General features: G+C 34.1%; 21 protein-coding genes. 2 read left to right on the forward strand and 19 right to left on the reverse strand.

Annotated features, from left to right (window positions below):
• Nucleotides 1-8 precede the first annotated feature (8 nt).
• The 5 genes from GQR60_RS00655 to GQR60_RS00675 all read right to left on the reverse strand — a co-directional run bounded on the left by GQR60_RS00655 (nt 9) and on the right by GQR60_RS00675 (nt 4,932).
• Nucleotides 9-1,295, reverse strand: a complete 1,287-nt coding sequence (locus GQR60_RS00655) for a TolC family protein (protein ID WP_124991097.1) — start codon at nt 1,293-1,295, stop codon at nt 9-11.
• Nucleotides 1,288-2,538, reverse strand: coding sequence for a sensor histidine kinase (locus GQR60_RS00660; RefSeq protein WP_124991098.1), 1,251 nt, complete (start codon nt 2,536-2,538; stop codon nt 1,288-1,290). Before GQR60_RS00660 ends, GQR60_RS00655 begins: the two co-directional genes overlap by 8 nt.
• Entirely contained in the window at nt 2,535-3,212 is a 678-nt protein-coding gene (locus GQR60_RS00665) for a response regulator transcription factor (protein WP_124991099.1), read from the reverse strand. The genes GQR60_RS00660 and GQR60_RS00665 overlap by 4 nt, the downstream gene beginning before the upstream one ends.
• A 129-nt stretch (nt 3,213-3,341) precedes the next feature.
• Complete coding sequence (locus tag GQR60_RS00670) at nt 3,342-4,085, reverse strand: phosphatase PAP2 family protein (RefSeq protein ID WP_124991100.1); 744 nt, start codon at nt 4,083-4,085, stop codon at nt 3,342-3,344.
• A 94-nt stretch (nt 4,086-4,179) separates the two neighbouring features.
• Entirely contained in the window at nt 4,180-4,932 is a 753-nt protein-coding gene (locus GQR60_RS00675) for a phosphatase PAP2 family protein (protein WP_124991101.1), read from the reverse strand.
• A 391-nt stretch (nt 4,933-5,323) separates the two neighbouring features.
• Between GQR60_RS00675 and GQR60_RS00680 the strand changes: the two genes are divergently transcribed.
• Both GQR60_RS00680 and GQR60_RS00685 read left to right on the forward strand, forming a co-directional pair.
• Nucleotides 5,324-6,907 (forward strand): ArnT family glycosyltransferase, encoded by a 1,584-nt coding sequence (locus tag GQR60_RS00680; protein ID WP_124991102.1) that lies wholly within the window; start codon nt 5,324-5,326, stop codon nt 6,905-6,907.
• A 4-nt stretch (nt 6,908-6,911) separates the two neighbouring features.
• Nucleotides 6,912-7,874, forward strand: a complete 963-nt coding sequence (locus tag GQR60_RS00685) for a glycosyltransferase family 2 protein (protein ID WP_124991103.1) — start codon at nt 6,912-6,914, stop codon at nt 7,872-7,874.
• Between the two features lie 469 nt (nt 7,875-8,343).
• On the opposite strand, the gene GQR60_RS00690 is transcribed toward GQR60_RS00685, so the two are convergent.
• From GQR60_RS00690 to GQR60_RS00755, 14 genes are all read right to left on the reverse strand, one after another.
• Complete coding sequence (locus GQR60_RS00690) at nt 8,344-8,571, reverse strand: hypothetical protein (protein WP_124991104.1); 228 nt, start codon at nt 8,569-8,571, stop codon at nt 8,344-8,346.
• Nucleotides 8,572-8,583: 12 nt separating this feature from the next.
• Nucleotides 8,584-8,775, reverse strand: a complete 192-nt coding sequence (locus GQR60_RS00695) for a hypothetical protein (protein WP_317163666.1) — start codon at nt 8,773-8,775, stop codon at nt 8,584-8,586.
• A 65-nt stretch (nt 8,776-8,840) separates the two neighbouring features.
• Complete coding sequence (locus tag GQR60_RS00700) at nt 8,841-10,661, reverse strand: HAD-IIIC family phosphatase (RefSeq protein WP_124991105.1); 1,821 nt, start codon at nt 10,659-10,661, stop codon at nt 8,841-8,843.
• A 311-nt stretch (nt 10,662-10,972) separates the two neighbouring features.
• Nucleotides 10,973-11,290, reverse strand: coding sequence for a helix-turn-helix domain-containing protein (locus GQR60_RS20305; protein ID WP_124991106.1), 318 nt, complete (start codon nt 11,288-11,290; stop codon nt 10,973-10,975).
• A gap of 32 nt (nt 11,291-11,322) precedes the next feature.
• Nucleotides 11,323-11,694: a heavy-metal-associated domain-containing protein gene (locus tag GQR60_RS00710; RefSeq protein ID WP_124991107.1), complete on the reverse strand. Its 372-nt coding sequence runs from the start codon at nt 11,692-11,694 to the stop codon at nt 11,323-11,325.
• Nucleotides 11,695-11,728: 34 nt separating this feature from the next.
• Nucleotides 11,729-12,154 (reverse strand): heavy-metal-associated domain-containing protein, encoded by a 426-nt coding sequence (locus tag GQR60_RS00715; RefSeq protein ID WP_225441292.1) that lies wholly within the window; start codon nt 12,152-12,154, stop codon nt 11,729-11,731.
• Between the two features lie 182 nt (nt 12,155-12,336).
• Entirely contained in the window at nt 12,337-12,801 is a 465-nt protein-coding gene (locus GQR60_RS00720) for a hypothetical protein (protein ID WP_124991109.1), read from the reverse strand.
• Between the two features lie 40 nt (nt 12,802-12,841).
• On the reverse strand, nt 12,842-13,234 hold the full coding sequence (locus tag GQR60_RS00725) for a DUF302 domain-containing protein (RefSeq protein WP_124991110.1): 393 nt from the start codon (nt 13,232-13,234) through the stop codon (nt 12,842-12,844).
• 24 nt (nt 13,235-13,258) lie between these two features.
• On the reverse strand, nt 13,259-15,598 hold the full coding sequence (locus GQR60_RS00730; RefSeq protein WP_124991111.1) for a copper-transporting P-type ATPase: 2,340 nt from the start codon (nt 15,596-15,598) through the stop codon (nt 13,259-13,261).
• A gap of 48 nt (nt 15,599-15,646) precedes the next feature.
• The gene (locus tag GQR60_RS00735) at nt 15,647-16,153 is read right to left on the reverse strand and encodes a hypothetical protein (RefSeq protein WP_096432710.1); all 507 of its coding nucleotides are present in this window, start codon (nt 16,151-16,153) and stop codon (nt 15,647-15,649) included.
• Nucleotides 16,154-16,604: 451 nt separating this feature from the next.
• Nucleotides 16,605-17,132 (reverse strand): hypothetical protein, encoded by a 528-nt coding sequence (locus GQR60_RS00740; RefSeq protein ID WP_124991112.1) that lies wholly within the window; start codon nt 17,130-17,132, stop codon nt 16,605-16,607.
• A 4-nt stretch (nt 17,133-17,136) separates the two neighbouring features.
• Entirely contained in the window at nt 17,137-17,955 is an 819-nt protein-coding gene (locus GQR60_RS00745) for an AlbA family DNA-binding domain-containing protein (RefSeq protein WP_124991113.1), read from the reverse strand.
• Nucleotides 17,956-18,018: 63 nt separating this feature from the next.
• A complete protein-coding gene (locus tag GQR60_RS00750) occupies nt 18,019-19,836 on the reverse strand; it encodes an efflux RND transporter periplasmic adaptor subunit (RefSeq protein ID WP_124991114.1) in 1,818 nt (605 codons plus the stop codon).
• An 11-nt stretch (nt 19,837-19,847) separates the two neighbouring features.
• Nucleotides 19,848-21,080 (reverse strand): TolC family protein, encoded by a 1,233-nt coding sequence (locus GQR60_RS00755; RefSeq protein ID WP_124991115.1) that lies wholly within the window; start codon nt 21,078-21,080, stop codon nt 19,848-19,850.

Genomic DNA, 21,080 nt, shown 5'->3' on the forward strand with positions numbered 1-21,080 from the left:
ACCGAATATTAATAATTCCAATAATTATACCTATTAATTAAAGCTTGTCTTTCCATACTGAAGGTTAGCAGTTCATTCTTTTTCACGGCAAGATCTCTTAGTAAATTTTTCAAATCCATAATAGATACTTCGCCAAGTGAAAGTTCTCTGTTATAGGTCTCCACCAGAATATCGTATTTCTCCAATTGTTGCGATATCATATTCACCCTTTCTTCCAAGGATTGGATTTGAGCCATAATCTTACATTTCCTAATATCAGCATGATTGATTACATTATTCTTCTCAAATTCGATGGTATTCAGATTTACTTCCGCTTTTCGCCCTTGTAATCTACTCTGATGACCGTCAAAAATCGTCCAGCTAAGACTTAATCCTGCACTAAACCCCAGACGGTCAAATGATGGTTGATAAACAGCATTTAAACCTGCATTGGCATAAAAAGACAATTGAGGTTTATATTTCAGATTGTAAATTTGTTGCTCTGACAAAACATTGAGACTATCCAGCATGAATGAGCGTAAAAATTTATTATCACCTTTATTTTTGGATTCCATAACAAAGCGAAAATCCTGTATCTCAACATTAGCAGTATCTTTTATTCCACACAACAAATTTAAGTCGTAAAGGTTGCTTGTATATTCTGAACGAAATATTTTTCGCTCAGCTTCAAAATTGCTCTGTTCAATTTGCAACAGCATTAAGTTGGATAGTTTGTAAACGCCATTTTCAATCAGTTTTCGCATAACACTTACCTGATCGGCAATTTGATTTTCCAGAGACAAACTATTCTGTGCCTGTTGCTTTGTTTTTAAACACAGCAGATACTGTGAACCAATAAGAAGCTCTAACTCATGAATATTTAAATCAATATTATTCTCATTAATTCGTTTATCGATTTCAGTTTTTTTAGTGTATGACTTAACTTTAAAGCGAGTGTTAATTGGTTGTTTAAGCGAAATTCCTGCTTGATATTGTCCTCCATCAGTAAGCGCCAGATCATATCCAGTGTAATGATCAGCTCCATTAGATATTAGTTCCAAATTGTATGAATTATTATTGTGGGAGATAATGGGTGCTAGTAAAACATTGCTTTCGATGCTGATTTCCGGTTGTCTTAAAATGGCACGAACCTGTTTTAAATCCAAATCCAAAATTAAGTTTTCATTCTTATTTTTATGAATCAGAGGACTGTTCTTTTTTGCCTGTTCAAGGTAATAGTTTAAGTCCCGGGTTTGTGCATTAAGAAGTAATGGGGTCATCAAAATTAACACACACAAAATTCTAATTTTATCCATTTTCTTTATTTTTACAGATTTTAAAACAATGCATTCCGTTTTTTGTGTACTTAATTTGCAAATTATTGGTATCGCAAATATTTTTAACTATTGCCAGTCCTAAACCATAGGATTTGGAGCTCCCCTTGGTAAACCGTCCGAAAATAGTTTCATTGGTTAAGAGATGATCCGAACCTGTATTGCAAATTTTAAATTCATTTTCGCAAATTACAATCTGAATCGTTCCTCCTTTGTTATTGTGATTAATGGCATTAGAAAACAAATTATTGAACAGTCGTTCGGCCAGAGTTTCGTTTAGTTTATTACAAAAATCATGACTGAACTTAATCTCGACCTTCAGCTCATTGGATTCAAAAAGCGGTTTAAACTCCTCAACTTTCTTCTTACTCATTCGATGAAATGAGATTTCCTGATCGGCAACAAATTGTCTGTTTTCAATTTTGGCAAGAAGAATAAGGCTACTGTTCAAAGAAGAAAGCCTTTTTAACGAATTGATCGTAGAATAAACCTTATTAAATGTTTTTTCATCAAATTCCTGTTGCAAAATTTCATCCAGATTTAAAAGCGCAATCGAAATAGGAGTTTGAATTTCATGCGAGGCATTTTCGGCAAATTCCTTTAACAAAAGGTAGTCGGACTCAAGCTTTGCCGTAAGCCTTTCAATTACCTTATATAACCGGTCAAATTCTTCAGTATTCGATCTTCGAAGTTGAAAATTGTCTCTTTTCGTAAAATTGAAATTCTCAATTCGAAGTAAATTGTATTCAAAATCAGCCCAAATTGTACGACTTATTTTTTTTGAAATCAGAAATAAAATTCCGAATGAAACTAAAAGAATAACCACTAAAGTAAAGACCAGAATAAGTACCAAATCTTCCGTTTCGAAAATGGACTGACGCAGTTTTATAGAATAGTTAGAACCATTTATTTGTGCATATGTTGAATATTCCAGGAAGGGTTCTAATTCATCTTCAATCTCATTGAAGATTTCAATCTCTTTAAATTCTGGACTTTTATTGGATGCTTGATCTATTTTTTTTAATTCGATAATGGGATACAGATTGGGTATTTCATTAAATTCGGAGATGTGTGCTTTTATTAGAAGCTCTTTATTCACCAAAGACTCTTTTGTTTCGATCACAATAATATATCTCAACCCAAAATATCCGGCACAAGAGCCTATTACCAATATAATGCTTAGCAGAATAAGATATCTCCGGTTAATTTTATCCAAAAACTTCATAAGTCTGTAAATTTATATCCCATACCGTATATTGTTTTTATATAATCGCAACCACCGGCACTCCTTATTTTTTTTCGAATATTGTTTAGGTGAGTATAAATAAAATCGAAACTTACAGCCAAATCGATATTATCTTCCCATAAATGATCAGCAAGCACTTCCTTGGTAAGAACTCTGTTCTTATTAATTAGAAAAAATAAAAGCAAATCATATTCCTTTTTTGTAAAAGCGATCTCTTTATGGTCTACCAAAACTGTTTTACTGTTGGTATTGATGCTAATTTCATTAAACACTATAATATTATCGCCATTCATCTGGCGCCTTCTTATTACGGCTCTAATTCTTGAATTTAATTCCGATAACTCAAAGGGTTTGGTCATGTAATCGTCAGCACCCAGATCCAGACCGGCAATTTTATCGCCCGTTGAATTTTTCGCAGATATAATGATTACCCCTCCCTTTAATTGATGCTTTTTTATTGTTGAAAGTAGATTTAATCCGTTGCCATCGGGCAAACCGATATCCAATAAAATTACATCGTATTGATAAATGGATAATTTCTCGTCTGCTTTGCGAAAATTATCGGCTGATTCACAGATGTATTTCTCTTGATTAAGATAATTGCTAATTATCCCTTGCAATTCCAGCTCATCTTCTATAATAAGAATCTTCATAAATCATATTTGCTAATTTATTCTATCTCAAATTGGAATTGAAAGGTATCCAAAAATTACGAATAAGCTTTTGTGATAAAAACCAAACGTTAATGTTTCTTTAACAACTAAATCCCACTACCAAAAGTCTTAAAATGTAATGGAACAACTAAGACCAATTTGCTTTGTATTGTAAAATGGCATCACAAGGGCAGTTTGTTTTCTGTTCTTTTTTCGGGTCAGGATTTTTTCATAAATCAGATAAGATATTTTAGTGCTCAATATCCCGATTCCAGCTCCTGCCGCAACATCAGTCACCCAATGCTTGTTATTCACAACTCTAAATATACCTACTGAGGTAGCCAGCGTATAACCCGCAACTCCATACCAAACAGAAACATCCTTGTATTCCTGCCAAAGCAGTTCCGCATTAACAAAAGCCATGGCCGTGTGTCCCGATGGGAAAGATGTAAATCCAGAATGATCAGGCCTTTCCACTTTGGCTGTATATTTAAGAGAGTTGACAACGGCGCCCATAATAAACAAAGAAGTTCCTTGTATTAACAACTGATTTGAAAAACGGTGTTTGCCTTTTACTCCCAGTAAGTTGTTCGCATAAACCACACCTGCAGGAGCATACTGCATAAAATCATCAATGGAAAATCGTCGATCAATATTTTCTGTCACTTCTTCTTGTACTTCTGAGTTAAATATTTTTAGTCCATCACTTTCAATTCCAATAATTCCAAGAGTAATTAAACCCAGCGGAATAGCTGTGTTCTTTAAATTTAATTTATGCTCGTATTCATATTTATATTGCAGGCTATCCTTCCTTTGGTTACTTGCGAACAGGTTGAGAGGGATAAAGAGAATTGAAAATAGTATAAATCTCATAATGTATTGTTTTAATTAATTCTGAATTTTACCGATTCAAAAGCTATTTTAATTAAGGTTTAATTTAACAACGGGAATACTCCTGAACAAATTTTCAAAGTGTAATTGAGCAACTAAGTCCTAATTGCTTTGTGTTGTAATGTGGAAAAATAACTACTGATTTATTTTTCTTGTTTAGTTTTATTGAAACCTTTTCGTGAACGAAATAGGCTAATTTTGTACTTAAAATCCCAACTGCGGCACCAGCCAACACATCCGTTGTCCAATGTTTATCATTCCATATCCTTAATACCCCAACAGAACTGGCTAAAGTATATCCAGCAATTCCATACCAAATGGATACATCTTTGTACTCCTGCCAAAGAAATTCTGCATTAGCAAAGGCCAAAGCCGTATGGCTAGATGGGAAAGATGTATAGGAACCACCATCAGGTCTTTTGACGTGTGTCTCTTTTTTTAATACAGAAACACTTTGACTCATAATTAGCAATGAAGTTGCATGTATCAGCAATTGATTTTTCAAATTATTATTCCCTTTTATACCCAATAAATTATTTACATATACAGCAACACCAGGGGCATGTCGTAAAAAATCATCTACGTTTAAGTGTTTATCGTTACTTCTTGTTACTCCATTTCTAATTTTTTTATTCACGAATTGAATACCATCGCTTTCGATTCCAAAGAATCCAAGAGTAAGTAAACCAAGTGGAAAAGCAGTGTTCTTTAGATTTAAATTATGTTCGTATTCATACTTGTATTCTTTAGTAAGGGTATCACTTACCTGATAATTTGCAAAAAGATAAGGAGGAAGAAGAAACTGTAGAAAAAGAAAATAAAATCTCATATTTTTTGAAAATTTGAGTTAATACAGTATTTATAGATTTTCATTTTTGACTATTTCTAAAGTTCTGAAACAAAGCAGATCCTTAATCATATTAAAAGTAGGTATGAAATCTAAAGGAAATTTAAAGTTGAGATATTGATATAAACTTGACGAGACAGAATAAGGACAGGTGAGTTAGGAATTCTTTTTCCTTATTATTTTAAGTTTTTGCAAAAACAAAAACATTGCCTTACATTTAGTAGTATAAGTTTCTGATTAACTGACACTTTATAAAACTTAAGACACTATACTTGATCGTATTGATATAATTCCTTAACCCAAAATTGCTCTTTTACATTCTATTAATATCAGATTTCACGACTATTTGTATTTGTTAGTTAAAATTTAATAAATGATTAGCCTTAAAAAACAGATCCCAATTAAAGTCAGAATTCCTTTTCTGATTTTTTTGTTATATCTGTTCATTTCAACAGTAGGGATTAATGGCTCTATTTATATTTTAGATGAAGCCAAAAATGCTGAATGTGCCAGAGAAATGCTGGAAAGAGGAAATTTAATCGTTCCAACATTTAATTACGAACTACGCACCGACAAACCCCCTCTGCATTACTTCTTCATGATATTATCTTATAAGATATTTGGAGTTTCTCCATGGTCAGCTCGCCTCTTCTCGCTTATCTTTGGATGTTTAGCATTGTTTACCACTTACTTTTTTACAAAAAAATGGTTGGGAATTAAAATTGCATGGTGCACATCACTAGTACTTCTTTCATCTCTTCATTATGGGGTTCTCTTTCATATGTCGGTGCCCGATCCTTACCTCATTTTCTTTTTTACATCCTCGCTCTTTTTATTTTTTGAATGCCTTCAGAACAACAAATGGACATATGCAATTGGAATGTATTTTTGTCTTGCGCTTGGCCTTCTGTCAAAAGGACCTATTGCTATTTTATTGCCCGGACTGATTATGCTGCTTTATTTGCTGATTAATAGAAATTTAAATATTAAAACAATAATTAAATTAAAACCTTTACTGGGCTTGCTTATCGTTTTATTAATTGGTTTACCATGGTACTTTTTAGTCGATCGTGAAACCAATGGAGAATGGACTCGGGGATTTTTTTTAGAGCACAACCTTGAGCGATTTTCAAATACCAAGGAAGGTCATGGAGGCACCTTTTTAATGGCTCCTTTTTTTATTTTATTTGGCTTATTTCCCTTTTCGGTTTTTCTTCCCAGAGCAACCTACCAAATAATAAGACGAAAAGAACAAAATGTAGTACTGTTCGCACTTACTGCTGGGGCAATTGTTACTGGTTTTTTCATGACATCCTCAACTCGTATGCCCAATTATACGGCATTAAGCTATCCTTTTGTCGCAATTGTATTGGGTGCTTTCATAGCCAATTTTAAAAAATGCAAATTAGCCCCTGAACTCATTGCTCTATTTATGCTTTCTATACTAATTGTAACAACTGGGTATTTTGCATTACACCTTGAAAATTATCTTGCACAATTTAAGACACAATTGGTATTTCTATTAACGGGAGTAATAGGTAGTTCGATCGCATTAATTCTATATAAAAGAAAAAATGGGAAAACTATAATCCCAATAATTGGGTATTCCTTTATTATCGTTTCGTTTGGCATTTCGAATATCGTTTTCAATCAAATACAAAAACAAAACCCAGTAACAATGTCAATTCCAATAATTGATAAAAATGAGCCTACTGCATATTTTAGAAAATTTAATCCATCCTATCCCTTTTACCTAAAGAAAAAAATTGATCCACTCGAAAATATCCAAAACATAAGAGAATTTCTGCTAAAAAATTCAAACGCATGTGTTATCTCCACAAAAAAGAGCTTGCAAAATGTCGATTATTCTGATTTCGCATTCATTGCCTTTGAACAAAAAGACATTTTCGAAAATAGAATCACAGTTATCCTAAAAAATAAACATGTAAATAAATGAAACCATGAAAAAACTAAGTTTGGTTATTTGTGTTTACAACGAAGAACAAAACATTGCACCCTTGCATGAACAGATTATCAAAGCATTATCTGGATATGAATATGAAGCAATTTTTGTAGATGATGGCTCAACAGATAAAACACGAAAAAATATTCTACAAATCAAGGATGATCGATTCATTTTAGTTCAACTTCGAAAAAACTACGGTCAAAGTTCTGCTTTGGCAGCTGGTATTTTAGTCGCTACAGGAGAATACATTGTTACATTAGATGGGGATTTACAAAATGATCCTTCTGATATTCCAATGATGTTGGATCTTGCTGAATCTGAAGATTGGGATTTAGTAGCAGGAATTCGAAACAAACGAAAAGATGGTTTATTTTTACGATTAATACCAAGTAAAATTGCAAACTACCTTATTCGATTATTCACAAGAATAAACATAAAGGACTATGGATGCACTCTAAAAGTATATAAAAATGAGATAGCTAAAGAATTGGGATTATATGGTGAATTACACAGATTCATACCAATACTTGCTAGTGCAAATGGAGCCAGTATTACTCAAGTTTCGGTGAAGCATCATTCCCGAATTCATGGAAAAACAAAGTACAATATCTTACGAACTTTTAAAGTAATCAGCGATCTAATCCTGATGGTTTTCCTTACTCGATATATGCAAAAACCTATGCATATTTTTGGTGGTATTGGGATACTTATATTTTCAATTGGCGCCTTGATAAACATTTACCTCTTAGTACTAAAAGTAATGGGCCAAGACATTTGGGGTAAACCAATACTGATTCTAGGATTGTTGCTAGTTGTAGGAGGAATTCAATTGGTTACAATTGGTATTATTTCTGAAATACAAATGAGAACTTACTATGAGGCACAACAAAAAAAACCCTTTAAAATTAGAAGTGTAATCTCATGCACAAATAAAGAGATGTTGAACGAAAGATCTTAAGCCTTATAGATAAGATAAAGAGTTGCATGCTGAGCTTAATGTAATTGACGATCTCTTCTTTTGATTCCTGTAGTGATTTTTCATTGGTGCAGTATAGAGACGTTACTACCCTTGTTTTATACAAAAGCACATTCAATTTCGAGAGTAATGGTTTGGTGCCATTTCTGGATATTTTGGCTATGCTCCACTATTTATTTTACAATAAGACCCTAAAATGAAGAAATATTCTAGTTCATTAAAAAACTAAATCCAGACACCTATTCGGACACCAAAAACCTCCTAGTACTCATTTACAAACACTTACTCCCGAACCTTGACTCCCTTCAGCTCCACTTTATTTATAACACAAAGACCAACTCAAAGTGTTATCTGTAAGTTGGTTTATATATTTTTATTTTTCATTATGTTACGCAAACAGCTCCCAAACTAGACACCTATTCGGATACCTAAATGAAAATTATGATCCTCCCTAATTACATTTAACTTGATCACGTCTGATATCAAATGAAGAACTTGAACAGAATCCCTTCCGGTTTAAAAAATTAGTTAGGGAAATGCTATTTGCTTTAGCTTCCATTCCTGAAGATAATGATGCATGTGCTACCTTTCGTTTGACTGGAAGAAATTTATCAGCCCAAAATGCAACTAATAAGAATCTAATACCGGTATTAACTATAGTTATCTTATTTAAATCCATTACTATCCTTTTTTAATTGATTGAATATTTTCTTAATTTCAAACTATTAATAAGTACTGACATGTAAATCAGAGACATGGCCGCTCCTGATATCATCGGATTCAAAAGAAATTCGTTGAAGGGGTACAGTACTCCTGCTGCAATGGGAATGGCTATTACATTGTAAATGAATGCCCAAAACAGATTTTGACGAATAGTACGCATTGTTTCTTTGGATAGCTTTATGGCTTTTGCAATTTGTTTTAAATCAATTTATAGAGCCTTAAATTTCATTTAGCCAATAATACCCTTTTAAATTTTAAAAAAATATCCTTGGCATTTTCATAAACGATTTTTGATATTTTTTTAAATTTAAACCTAAATTCATCCCTTTTATATACAACCTTGCTTATTTCGCCTACAATTCGAATAAGTTCCTGAGCCATTAACTCGTACACATGTCTTTTGTAATGTCGGATGCTATGATTAATATCTTCATCATTTACAAACTTTCTCACATCTAACAAGAATGCATTGTCATGTTCAGCACAAAAATCATCCAATACTTTGTTTAGTATTTTGTGTCGATCTTGTGCCTTTCCGAATTCTGATGCATTGTTTTTCGGACTGCTTATTTCCGCTCCATTAATAAAAATGATTGGTTTGCTTATTTGACTCCTCAAACTCACCAAATTATTTCTGAGATCCTCAGGACTAATCTGTCCCTGAAATGTAAAATCACTTTTAAAATCATCGTAAAAATCTCCATCCATACCTACAAAACCATGCCTTTTGCAACGTGAAACAAACTGTTCTTTCGTTTCATTTATAAAATCAGAATAACTTTCATAAGGTACAAGAGCATTGGTTCTTTTTGAGCTGTACAAATCCATTGTGTAGTCTGCAAGCAGACTATATACCAGTACATCATACTCCTGTTCAAATACGCTGGTGGAAAAAATCGATTCATCCCAAAAAGGCAATTTATCAATTAGGTATGACTTTGTAGTATCACTAACAATTCCCGATTGTAATAATATGAATGAATGAGCTTGTGGTACAGGATGATTATTTACATTCACAAAATTGAATTCCGACTGTAAGTTCAAATTCTTATAATTCAAATAATGCAGCATTTGATTCAGATCGCAAGCTCCTTTCAGTAATAAGCGAATAGATTTCGTTTCATTATCCTCATCAATAATCTGCTTCCAATCCTCTGATACGATTATCCAATCAGGCTTAGGTTCTTTGGTCAGTTCTGCAGTAACCGCCCCAACTCTAATAATTTCAGGATAATTTAAATGTGCATAAACAAATTGTTCTAATCCAATATTCATTGCACGGCATGAGAAGAGAAAGTGCTCCAGTCTGTTTGTAGATAATTGCAGAGCATAAAAACCGACAATACCATATTCTCCAAAACGATCTTTTACCCGAACCATTTTGCATTCGTAATCTGTATTTTCAAGGAGTTCATCAAGCTCATGTTCGGCAATCCTCTTTTTCGTATAGTTGATTTGGTTTGTTCTTTGAATCAATTCGAATATCCGGCCCTTACCAGATAAAACTTCGCTGATAAACGCAAGTTGAATCCCTGACGTTTGAAGAAACTCTTTATTATCAGAATAATTAGTTCGTTCCTGATTTTTTCTCTCTAAGATTTTATAATAATGAAGACGACTGTGTTCTTTATCCTCTTTCCCAATAAAAGCATCATGATCGGTAATCTTAAAAATGAAATTAGGATCCTCAACCCACACGGCATCATTATAAAATTTCACTTCTTTTAAATTTAAATGATTGTCATCCAAAAACAACACATTTTGAGGTCGTAACTGTGCCAACTCTATGATACTATTAACACTCTTCCCTTTAGGTTGCCAATTTATTCGAGGAAATATAAAATAATCCCAAACCCCTAATTCCTGAAGTTTCTTTTTTGCTTCATATTGGTTGTTTTTTGAAGAAATCGAGTTCATTATTCCCCGCTCCACCAATTCTTTCACCAAATCAATATTGAACTGTATGGGAGTAATCTCTTCCTCTGAAAGTGTTCCAGACCAAAACGTATCATCCAAATCCCATATCACAAGCTTAACAACATCCATCACATTTAGTTTTTAAAAATTACAATTCATGCAACATCAACCATCTTTACATTTTCATAGATATTCCCCTCAAATGAATGTGTTTACTATACAATAACACACCTCATCCATAAAAGAGGGAAACAGGTATATGAAAACCTCCATAAGTTCACTTTTACCGTCAAGGCTGATAACTAGGATAAAAAACACTAATGGAAATAAACTTGGATGGGTGGAAATAAAGCGAAACCAATTGGGACACTTGTTTCGTTTCGGTATCCAAAATGTCATTTTTTTATATCTGACCAAGGAAAGTTTCCATTACTTTCATCTCAATACACATCGCTCTTCTGTATAAAGTTACAATTCAAATCTTGCTCTAGCACATTGGCTATATGAATAAGGTATTCAACTGTTGTATTCACTAATCCATTTTCAATCTTTGAAATGTATTCTTGATTACATCCCATAAGTTCGGCCAATTTAGATTGTGTCATCTTTTTTGACATCCTTACTTGCCTAATCTGTATCCCCAAATCGCTCCTTATTTTTCCCATTTTAAGGCAAATTATTATTACTTCAAGTTTAAAGCACTTTAAGAATACTGTTTTAAAAATCATCAAAACAATATTTATCCTAAGGCTCATCATTTGCAGAACGAGCCTTAAGAAATTCCTTTTTTCTAATTATGACTATGTCCTTCGTGACCTTCCATTTTACTCTTAGCACGATCATATTTGCAACATCCGGGAAGTTCATTGTAAACCTCATCTTTAGCTTTATGCATTTCAGTATCATGGCCCGCATTGGCGATAGCCATATGCACTTTATGAATGTCTGTTTTGGCAGTATCAAAAGCAACTTCAATCATTTTTGTCTCTTTGTTCCAATCTGCTAATGATACTCCATCAACAGCTAAAGCCGCTTTTTCAATACGATTCTCGCACATACTACAATTACCAAATACTTTAAATTTTTTGGTAGTTTCCTGAGCTGATAAACCAAGGCTACTCACTAAAAACAATCCGATTAATCCTACTAATTTTAACTTCATAATGTTTAATTTTTATCGTTACTAATTCATTTAACTATTTATTGCAACAAGAGCCACTTTTCTTCTTATTTGGACGAGTGCACTCTGAATGATCTGAATCCTTCTTTTCTAATTTATGACTGCAAGTTGAATGATCATCCCCTTCATGACTAGTTGCCTGTGTAAGAGCACCTCTTTCATACTGACAACATCCTGGTAGTTTGTTGTAAACCTCATCTTTCGCTTTATGCATTTGAGTGTCGTGACCTGCTTTTGCTATTGCCATATGCACTTTATGGATGTCTGTCTTAGAGCTGTCAAAAGTCACGTCAATCATTTGTGATTCTTTATTCCAGTCGGCAACAGATACGCCATCCACTTCTAACGCAGCTTTTTCAATTCTTGTCTCGCACATTCCGCAGTTACCGGAAACTTTAAATTTCTCAGCATTATTTTGTGCAAACACTGATCCTGAGCTCATAAAGGCCATTACTAATACAATATAAATTGCTTTAATTTTCATCTTCTTTAATTTTTAAATTATTTATTACTTACAACATCCATTTTTTTACTGATTCTCTTTTATACTTGCAACAATCCGGCAGTGCAAAACAGGCTAAATAATCCAATATGACACTAGAATTAAAGCCATTACAGATCAGCTTATTTTTTATTAATTAATTTCAAATACTGATCATAAGTCTCATCTGACTTAAAAAACAATACTCTTTTATGATCTTGCGGATCTTGCCTTACTATGGCATCTGCTTTGCTAAACGTTTGACCTGATACCGGATCAACTGCATATTGAATATTATCTATATTTTGCTCCAGCTTCAACAAGCATTTCTCACAACAACCATAATAAGTCTTAGCTCCAATTTGAATTGGCAAACTACCTTTACTTTTTATATCACCTCTCACCATACAGATTATACTATCAGGTATAATTTCGCCCTCAAAAGATGAATAATTAATTACTTCAGGAATTGATTTACTATTCAATTGAGGACCATATAATGCTATAGCTGCAATTACTATTATTCCTCCCAACAGTAGCAATCCTCTCGTTCTGCTTTTACTTTCTAATCGAATCTTAGTTTTATTCTTACTATTTATTTTTTTCATGATTTATCCCCTTTTACCATTACCCCTTTTAATAGTTGACCTAATCTTCAAGAGAAGCTATAAACTTGTTTAAAAGTATTGACACTTCTATTGCAACCCTTTCAATATCCTCATTATTAACGGCACTCATCGAGGCTATTGGATTGATTGCAGCAACTTCAATTTTACCGTCATTAAGTTCCTGAATGATAACATTACAAGGTAACATCGTTCCAATCCTGCTGTCAAATTTTAGAGCCTCGTAAGCAAACTTGGGGTTACATGCACCTAATATTTTGTATTTATGGAATTCGACAGCTAACTTCTCGTTGAGTTTCTGTTGAATGTCAATTTCGGTTAGAATCCCAAATCCCACCTTGTGCAGCGATTCTCTAACTTGTGCCTCTACTTTTTCGAAATTTGAATTCAGTGCTTTGGAATTATAGTACGACATCCTTTTTTTATTTTTATGTGAATATTAAACTTTCCTTAAACGCAAAGCATTTGTAATTACAGAGACTGAACTAAAACTCATTGCTGCAGCCGCAATTAGCGGACTAAGAAGAATACCGAAAAATGGAAATAATATACCTGCGGCAATAGGAATCCCCAAAGCGTTATAAACAAAGGCAAAAAATAGATTTTGTTTAATATTTCTCATTACCTGAATGCTTAACTCCCTTGCACGAACAATACCATTAAGATCACCTTTAATCAGAGTTATTTCGGCACTCTGCATGGCAATATCGGTACCTGTTCCCATAGCAATGCCTACATTAGCCTGTTCCAAAGCAGGTGCATCATTAATCCCGTCTCCAGCCATTGCCACGATGTGACCTTTTTCTTGCAGTTCTTTTACCTTATTGTATTTATCTTCCGGTAAGCAATCTGCCACGTATCCATCCAGATTTAATTCTCGAGATACAGCCTTAGCGGTATTCTCATTGTCACCAGTCAACATCAATACCTTTACGCTCATTTTTTGCAGTCTTTTAATCGCGTCAATTGAAGTTGGCTTAATCTTGTCCGAAACGCTAATGATTCCTTCCACCTGACTACCTACAATCAAATACATTACAGTTTGACCAACCAATTGTTTTTGACTTGATATATTTTCCTGTTCTTTAGTTAGACTAAGACCAAAATCCTCAATCAAACGTTTATTGCCCAATCCAATTCTCACTCCCTGATATTCAGCCTTAACTCCCTTACCGGTAACAGATTCAAAACTTTCAATCTGTAAAAATTCAATGTCGCTTTTTTTCGCTCCCTTTACAATGGCTTCAGCAACCGGATGCTCACTGTAGGTGTCAACAGATGCTGCCAACTGAAGAATCTCGATATTTGTTAATTTATTGAAGGATTCATAGGATTGTAAAGAAGGTTTTCCCTCTGTTATCGTACCTGTCTTATCGACAATTAGAATATCTACCTTATTCATTTCTTCAATCGATCTGGCATTTTTCACCAAGACACCAGACTGAGCACCCCGTCCGGTTCCAACCATTATTGAAACTGGAGTTGCTAAACCCAATGCACAGGGACAAGCAATAATAAGTACTGAAACAGCATTTATAAAAGCATATGCATAGGCTGGCTCAGGTCCCCATACCGCCCAAATAACAAAAGTAAGCAGTGATATAGCAATAACTGTAATCACAAAATACCTGGCTACCACATCTGCAAGTTTTTGGATTGGTGCCCGAGAACGACTTGCTTCATTTACCATCTCAATAATCTGAGATAATAAAGTGTCGGAACCAACCTTCACTGCTTTAAAATCGAAAGAAGTCTTACCATTAATTGTTCCACCTGTAACTTTATCATTATTATATTTTTCAGAAGGAATAGGTTCTCCTGTTATCATGCTTTCATCAATAAAAGCTGTTCCTGCTATGATGATTCCATCCACCGGCACTTTTTCTCCTGGTTTTACACGTAAAATATCACCAACCTGTACATTTTCAAGTGGAATTTCCTCTTCTTCGCCATTATTGACCCTACGAGCAATAGGCGGTGCCAGATTAAGAAGTGCTTTTATTGCAGAGTTAGTTTTGCTGTGTGCCTTCAGTTCAAGCATTTGCCCAAGCAAAACCAAAGTCAATATAACAGCGGCTGCTTCAAAATACAAATGAACATTCCCCACCGAATCCTTAAACTGATCAGGAAAAATACCTGGCATAAGGAGTGCAATTACACTAAAAATATAAGCGCTACCTACACCTATTAGTATCAATGTCCACATATTTGGATTCCATGTTCGAATGGATTTCCATCCACGGATAAAAAACTCTCCACTGGAATAAAAAACAACAGGTGTTGCTAAAACAAATTCAACCCATCCCCAAGTATATTTAGTAGCTATTAGATCCAAATTCAAAAAACTGAAAAACTCCGACATGGCAATAATGAAAACCGGAATACTTAAAAAAAGTGCAACGCGAAACTTACGCTTCATCACTTCATAAGTAGTGTCGTCGTCAGCCCCCTCAACCTCTGCAGCCACCAGATGCATGCCACATACAGGACAATCACCCGATTTTTCATACATCTTATTTCCTTCACAATGCATCGGACAAAAATATTTACCATTTGCTTCTGAGTGTGTGTTCTGAATATTTTCATGCCTGTCATGAACATGATTCAGATCTATATTTACTTCCTTAAGATTCATGTTGCAAACCGGGCAACGTCCTTCACTGGAATACACCTTTTCACGTTCACACTTCATAGGACAAGAATAAACCTTATGAATCGTATCCACTGTTTTAGCGTGCCCCGAACAACAATCAGGATCCTTTTTACTCTTCTTTTCCATAGTGTATAGTATTATTTATTTTCAATTGATGTACAAACCTCTTAAAGCCTATTTAGTACCCATAAATTGGTAGTCTCCATCACTCATTTTAAATAAATAGTTAAAGGTATTGTGTCGCATATCGAAATTTCCAAAATGCTCATCGTCTTCCTCATGTTCATCACTTAAATGATGCATCCATTCTGTTTCTCCATTCTGAAGGTCACTCATCATTCCACCTGCCATATGATTTTCGCCTTTCATATGACCATAGATTTGTTCAAATTCCTCTCCTGTGTGGCAAACGAAAACACTATCACTATGCTGGTAATAATCAAGCATAAATGTTGTGTCTAATTCTCCTCCAGAACAATGAATCTGAATTTGGTCACCAATAATCATTACATCTGCATACGCGTGATCATCTGAAGATAATCCCGATTTCACTAAACTTTTCACTGATAAAGTTCCAGTATATTTTCCTGTAATTTCATTTAACTGCTCATCATCATTTTTGCCGCAAGCAACAAAAATGACCAAACTAAGCAGTACCGCTACTATTGTTTTTGATTTCATAACTTTCCTTTTTTAATGATTAAATATTTAGTTGGTGATAGATGGAATCAAGCCAATTTGAATAAAATACTCTAGCAAGGTCTGATCCCATCTGATCAAAAATAAAACCCAAGTGTCCAAACCTCCATTTAAACACGTCACCAAACTATGAAAAACCTAAGCTCTACAGTTTTAAAAAAAATCCCTTTAGAAAGCTGAACAGCCGAGATCCGTTACTATACCCAGCAATTACTGGTTCCTTTTTAATATCTAAATCTGAAATTATTTGTTCCATTTCCATTATACTAATTGTCGATGAATCGTAGAATAACTGTATTCTATTTTCTGAACAAACAACCTTTCTAACCTCTTCTATTCCAGAGAATAGAATGTTAATTGAATTTATTTCAAATAAAGTCAAATCCAGATCAGCATGGAATTCAAAACATCTAATGGCGCTCATAACTATAAATTATGGTAGGTTATATATTAGAGTTTCATCATTATTATTAAAACTCTCTCCAACATGTTTGTAAATAAGCATTTTGGTTTGTCCTTTTGTATGGATTATTTCCATCATATTACTGTTATCAACCTTTAACAAGGATTCCCCTGTTTCGGTGATTACGTTTAGTGTAAAATTGACTTTACTATAGTCAACATTAGGATCTTCAAAGTTATCTGGCACTGTAAATTCCAAACAAGAATATACAACCTCAACTTTTTCGTCTTTATTGAAAGTTGTTTGTGAAATTAATTTAACCTCATCTAAAAGATGGTTTTTAGGCAGAGGTAGCATAACAGTTTTCCAAAGGGTGTTATCAATATTATAGATGAAAATAGTTTGCTTTTTCTTATCATATTTCACATACTTAAAAGATCCGTCATCCAACTGAATGGATTTGTATTTTGAATCAATTTTTGCTTCATATTTAATCTGGGTAGAACCAACTGTAGCTATAAAAAGCAGAAGAATGGTTAATAACGTATTTATTTTCATAATTTTAATTTTTAATGATTTGTCTTGATTGTAGATACCTAACTGTTTCGCTAGTAGTCAGAGGATTTGTGACATTACCTGTTCTTAAATAAAAAATCGTTCGAGTATTTTCATTAAGATAAACTGGCCCTATAGATGGTTGAATGACCACAATACATATTTCTCTTTTATTTATAGTGTGGAATGAAATGTTTAAAAAAGCACAAATATTTTTACCATAAGTATTAGAAACCAAGGTGATAAGCCTCTGCTGAAAACCATCTTTATCATTCTTCTTCAAAGAAAAGTAGTCATTATCGAGCCCCAGCACTTCTCCAAAATCATTCACACCAATTAGTAATGTTCCCCCATTGGCATTTAAAAATCCTGCAATTGATTTCATTATGACCATTTCCAGATTCTTATTCGTTTTAACCTGTCGGTAATCATGTCTTAAAGAAGACTTGAATTCAACAAAATCGCTTTCACCTTCTTTTATGAGTATGGGAATACTCTGCTCCAGTAACTTCCTTTTTCCATGCAACAGTCCATCTTTTCTTTTTAGTGATTTGTAGTATAATCCGGATCCTAAACCTATTAAGGCTCCCAGAAAAGAAAAAGCTATTGCCATTCCAATCATATGAAAACTAAAAGCATGCAACATACTATCAGTAGTTACCTTTCCAAGGTTTCTCAAACTATACTCTGCTCCATTTGTGTCGAACCAATAAATAGCCATACTTATTGGATGCAGAATAAAAAAGCCGATTAACAGACCAACAAATGCGTGAATGAACAACTCTTTGTTCTTTATTTGGATATTTGTGATTTTAATAATATTCATGACCAACTATTTTTAAGATTGAAATTCAGGAAGGAGTTCCCACTCCCTCCTTTTTATAAAACCTTATTTAATGGTTTCCTTAACTTCACCACACCCAATCATATCTTCTCCAAAATATGGATTTTTGATTTCTTCAGAATTACTGAACCAATAAGCACCCTTGTTATCATTAGCCATAGGACAGAATTGATAATAGGTAGTCACTTTATTTAATCCAAAGGCTTTTACCGTATTATAGAACGCTTGATTAAAAGTTACAAATGCCTCTCTTTGTTTTTTAATATCATCAAATTTGAGAATCTTGTCAATAGATGTTTTCAAAGTAGGTAATTCGTCCATCCAAAGCATATGAGAATCTCCTTTTAACAGAGCCATATCCACCTTATTCAAATCTTCTTTCACCAGCCTGGCTGTTTTCTTAACTTTATCTGCATCAGAATCAATAAACCCGTCTTTCATGTTCAAGTATGCCTTATATACTGATGTCAGTTGGCTCTTAAACTTTGTATCAACAGATTTAGAATCGACTTTTGTATTCTTCTCTTTTTTGGAAGCTCCCATATCCATTTTGGACATATCATGAGGAGTAGAACCTGCTCCACCACTTGGGTTCATCATACTTGGAAGTCCAATTAGCTGAGATGCAGCATCAATTTTAAAGACTCCATTAATTGCTATTTCTTCATTTTCTTGTAATCCTTCACTTACAACAAAGAATGCTCCTGCTTCCGGGCCCAAAACAACTTCTCGATACAAAAATGATGGTGTTTCCCGATTCGGAACTTTCACATAAACCACAGCTCTTTTACCTGTCCAAAGAATAGATGATTTTGGAATTAATATTCTGCGTGAATCCTCAGCGATTTTTGAATTCACCACGCCATTCACAAACATCTCAGGTTTAAGCTGTTGACTCTTATTGGACACTTCTGCTCGTACTTTTGCAACTCTTGTGCTTCCATTAATAAATGGATCGATATAAGTTACCTTAGCTTCATAATTCTTACCCGGTATTGCCTGCACGGTAAATTCCACCTTATCATTCAGTTTCACCCAAGGCAAATCGCTTTCGTAAGCATCCAACATCACCCAAAGTCTTGATAAATCAACCACCTCGAATAATTTTGTTCCTTCCTTCACATAATCCCCAATCGCAACATGTCTCATGGTAACAGTTCCTGAGATTGGAGAGAGAATATCAAAGTATAACATTGGTTCTCCATTTTTCTCAATATCTTCAATTTGCTTATCGGTAAGATCCCACAATTTAAGTTTCCCTTTAGATGCTTTATAAAGTGAAGGACGTGTAGATTTAAAACTAATTGCCTCTAACAATTCACGCTGTGCAGTTACCAGATTTGGAGAATAAATGGTAGCCAGTTTTTCCCCTTTACGCACAGTTTGTCCAGTAAAATTGACAAATAATTTTTCAATTCGACCTCCAAAACGAGCTGTTAATTCTGATATATTTCTTTCATCGGCATGAATTTTACCTTGCAAACGAACTGATTTTTCAGGAACTCCAAATTGAACCATCATGGTTTGAATGTCAGCCAATTTTGCTGCAGATTCAGACATAACAATTTCATTCGGATCGATATCATCTCCTGCTGATTGCATAGTAGTAAGAGGTATTAAATCCATAGCACAAATTGGACACTTCCCTGGCTTGTCCTGCTTAATCTGTGGGTGCATTGAACATGTCCAGGTCGTTGGATCTTCAGATTCATGATTGTGTCCTTCGTGCCCTTCGATACCATTCGAAGGTGTTGCAGTTTTATCAGACGATCCAGAAAACACGAGTCCAAGAACAACTCCAATCACCAAAACTGCAATTACTAACTTGTAATTCTCTTTTATATTATTGATTATTTTTTTCATAACAGAACGATTTATTTACCCATTAAGTAGTTGATGAATGCAATTGCAGCTTGTTTATCTGCCCTGGCTTTTTCCAGCTCCAAATTGTATTTGAGAACTTTTCTATCCATTCTTAAAATTTCCTCGAAATTCTTATTCCCTGTTGCATAATCGGTTTCCAACAGATTTAAAGATATATTGGCCAATTCCAACTGAGCGTTGTACAAAGCAATTCTTCTGTGTCCATCTTTATAATCTTTCCATGAATTTTCGAATATGGATTCCAACATGTTTAATGTATTGGCTTTGTCCATTTCTTTGGCGGTTTCCAGCAAAACAACTTCATTAATCATTGCTTTGTATTTGTTCCGGTAAAGAGGAACTGTAATCCCAATTTTCGGAAAAATAAAGGCATCTTTTCCAGCCAAATTATTATCTCCCTTTCCAACGATGGTATAATCAAAACCTAAATTAAAACTAGGTTTGCCTTGCTTTTCGGCCAATACCTTTCTGTATTTTAAAGACTCTTGCTGAAGAGCAATTCCCAGCAATTTATGATTGTTGCTTTTTACAGAATCCAACAAAACTTCTTTCGCAAAAGGAATGTCATCTTCCCACAATACTTCGGGTGTATTTACCACATTTAATTTCTCAGCATTTAAGAGCTTATTAAAAGCAATTTCCAACACCTGCTGCTTATCTGTTAAAAGATCCAATTGGTTTTGTAAATCACCAATTTCCATTTCAATTCGATACTCATCAACAGCAGAAACCAAACCTGCCTCTACTTTGATAATAGCCAACTTTCGAAATGCACTTAGAATTTCAAGATTCTCCTTGGTGACAGAGATCGCTTTCTTATTAAAATAGATGTTGTAATAGTTTGCACTGATATCACTAAACAGTTTTGATTTAGCATCCTGAAAAACCTCATATTTTGCTTTTGCATTTTGAATAGCAATATTTTCTTTTGCTTTTAGTGTTCCAAACCACGGAAACATCTGCGAAGCTGAGAATTTAAATTCCTGAGGTCCCATTCTTGTTTCAACAGGCTTAATAAAATAAGCAAATGCGAGCTGAGGATCAGGCAAAGCTTTCACCTGAGGTGCTACCTCTAAAGCCGCCATATACTCTTTAAATCGGGCTTGCAATCCCGGATTGTTTTCTGCTCCTGTTTTCAAATAAGATGACAGTTCCTGTTGGCCAAAAACAACAGAGGAAGTCAAAAGAAACAGGACTGTGATAATTATATTTACTTTTCTCAT

Origin of the sequence: Labilibaculum euxinicum (assembly GCF_009795715.1) — a bacterium.
Classification (GTDB): Bacteria; Bacteroidota; Bacteroidia; order Bacteroidales; family Marinifilaceae; genus Labilibaculum; species Labilibaculum euxinus.